This window comes from Candidatus Contendobacter odensis Run_B_J11, from assembly GCF_000531125.1.
GTDB lineage: Bacteria > Pseudomonadota > Gammaproteobacteria > Competibacterales > Competibacteraceae > Contendibacter > Contendibacter odensensis.
Genome location: NZ_CBTK010000065.1, coordinates 1 through 2,500, shown reverse-complemented (window position 1 = coordinate 2,500; position 2,500 = coordinate 1). Strand labels below are relative to the sequence as shown.

The following is a 2,500-nucleotide window of genomic DNA, read 5'->3' as shown; positions in this document are numbered from 1 at the left end:
GTCTGAATAGGGCGACAGTCGCTGGGAGTAGACCCGAAACCGGGCGATCTATCCATGGCCAGGCTGAAGGTGGGGTAACACCTACTGGAGGGCCGAACCTACGTCTGTTGAAAAAGACGAGGATGAGCTGTGGATCGGAGTGAAAGGCTAATCAAGCTCGGAGATCGCTGGTTCTCCCCGAAAGCTATTGAGGTAGCGCCTCGTGTCTCACTCCCGGGGGTAGAGCACTGTTACGGCTAGGGGGCCATCCCGGCTTACCAAACCGTTGCAAACTCCGAATACCGGGAAGTGCAATCACGGGAGACACACGGCGGGTGCGAACGTCCGTCGTGAAGAGGGAAACAACCCAGACCGCCAGCTAAGGTCCCCAAGTCACGGCTCAGTGGGAAACGAGGTGGGAAGGCCCAGACAGCCAGGAGGTTGGCTTAGAAGCAGCCATCCTTTAAAGAAAGCGTAATAGCTCACTGGTCGAGTCGGCCCGCGCGGAAGATTCAACGGGGCTCAAGCCGTGCACCGAAGCTGCGGATGCCGCAAGGCATGGTAGGGGAGCGTTCCGTAGGCCGATGAAGGTCGACTGTCAGGTCGGCTGGAGGTATCGGAAGTGCGAATGCTGACATGAGTAACGATCATGCGGGTGAAAACCCCGCACGCCGAATGCCCAAGGGTTCCTGCGCAACGGCAATCGGCGCAGGGTGAGTCGGCCCCTAAGGCGAGGCCGAAAGGCGTAGTCGATGGGAAACGGGCGAACATTCCCGTACTGAGTGGTACTGCGAGGGGGGGACGGAGAAGGCTACACCAGCCGGGGATTGGTAGTCCCGGTTTAAGGCGGTAGGGAGCGCATCCAGGCAAATCCGGACGCGCCATCCCGAGACCCGAACACGAGCGCCTCGGCGCGAAGTGGTGGATGCCCCGCTTCCAAGAAAAGCCTCTAAGCTTCAGGTACCACCCAACCGTACCCCAAACCGACACAGGTGGGCGAGGAGAGAATCCTCAGGCGCTGGAGAGAACTCGGGTGAAGGAACTCGGCAAACTAGCACCGTAACTTCGGGAGAAGGTGCACCCGCAGTAGGTGAACGCCCTCGCGGCGGGAGCCCAAGCGGGTCGCAGTGACCAGGTGGCTGCGACTGTTTACTAAAAACACAGCACTCTGCCAACACGAAAGTGGACGTATAGGGTGTGACGCCTGCCCGGTGCCGGAAGGTTAATTGATGGGGTCAGCGCAAGCGAAGCTCTTGATCGAAGCCCCGGTAAACGGCGGCCGTAACTATAACGGTCCTAAGGTAGCGAAATTCCTTGTCGGGTAAGTTCCGACCTGCACGAATGGCGTAACGATAGCCACACTGTCTCCACCCGAGACTCCGTGAAATTGAAATCGCTGTGAAGATGCAGCGTCCCCGCGGCAAGACGGAAAGACCCCGTGAACCTTTACTACAGCTTTGCACTGAACTTTGCGTCTTCTTGTGTAGGATAGGTGGGAGGCAGTGAACCCGGGACGCCAGTCTCGGCGGAGCCAACCTTGAAATACCACCCTGGAATACGCGAGGTTCTAACCTCGAACCCTGACCGGGTTCAGGGACCGTGCATGGTGGGTAGTTTGACTGGGGCGGTCTCCTCCCAAAGAGTAACGGAGGAGCGCGATGGTACCCTCAGCGCGGTCGGAAATCGCGCACTGAGTGCAAAGGCAAAAGGGTGCTTAACTGCGAGACGGACAAGTCGAGCAGATGCGAAAGCAGGTCTTAGTGATCCGGTGGTTCCGAATGGAAGGGCCATCGCTCAACGGATAAAAGGTACTCCGGGGATAACAGGCTGATACCGCCCAAGAGTCCATATCGACGGCGGTGTTTGGCACCTCGATGTCGGCTCATCACATCCTGGGGCTGTAGTCGGTCCCAAGGGTATGGCTGTTCGCCATTTAAAGTGGTACGCGAGCTGGGTTTAGAACGTCGTGAGACAGTTCGGTCCCTATCTGCCGTGGGCGTTGGAGATTTGCGGGGCGCTGTTCCTAGTACGAGAGGACCGGAATGGACAGACCTCTGGTGTACCGGTTGTCATGCCAATGGCATCGCCGGGTAGCTACGTCCGGACGGGATAACCGCTGAAAGCATCTAAGCGGGAAGCCCCCCCCAAGATCAGATCTCCCGAGTCCTTGAGACTCCTGAAGGTCCGTTGTAGACCACGACGTAGATAGGCGGGCGGTGGACGCACGGCAACGTGTGCAGCCGACCCGTACTAATGGACCGTGCGGCTTGACCCCCTAACACCCAAACCCTGTGGCGGGTCTGGAATCTTACCTTCTTCATCCCTGACGCTTCCCGACCCCCATCGCACTTTCCAGCCCCCTTTCGCCTGGCGACCTTAGCGCGCGGGAACCACCCGACCCCATCCCGAACTCGACCGTGAAACCGCGCCGCACCTATGATCGTGTGAGCATTACTCACGCTAAAGTCGGCCATCGCCAGGCTCCTATTACGAACCCCTGCTCCTTACAAGAGCGGGGGTT

At 58.8% G+C, this 2,500-nt stretch carries 2 rRNA genes (1 of these 2 cut by a window edge); both read left to right on the top strand.

Annotated features, from left to right (window positions below):
* Positions 1-2,254, top strand: a 23S ribosomal RNA gene (locus BN874_RS05425) (it extends 631 nt beyond the left edge of the window).
* Positions 2,255-2,345: 91 nt separating this feature from the next.
* Positions 2,346-2,461 (top strand): 5S ribosomal RNA (gene rrf / locus BN874_RS05420).
* Positions 2,462-2,500: the final 39 nt, after the last annotated feature.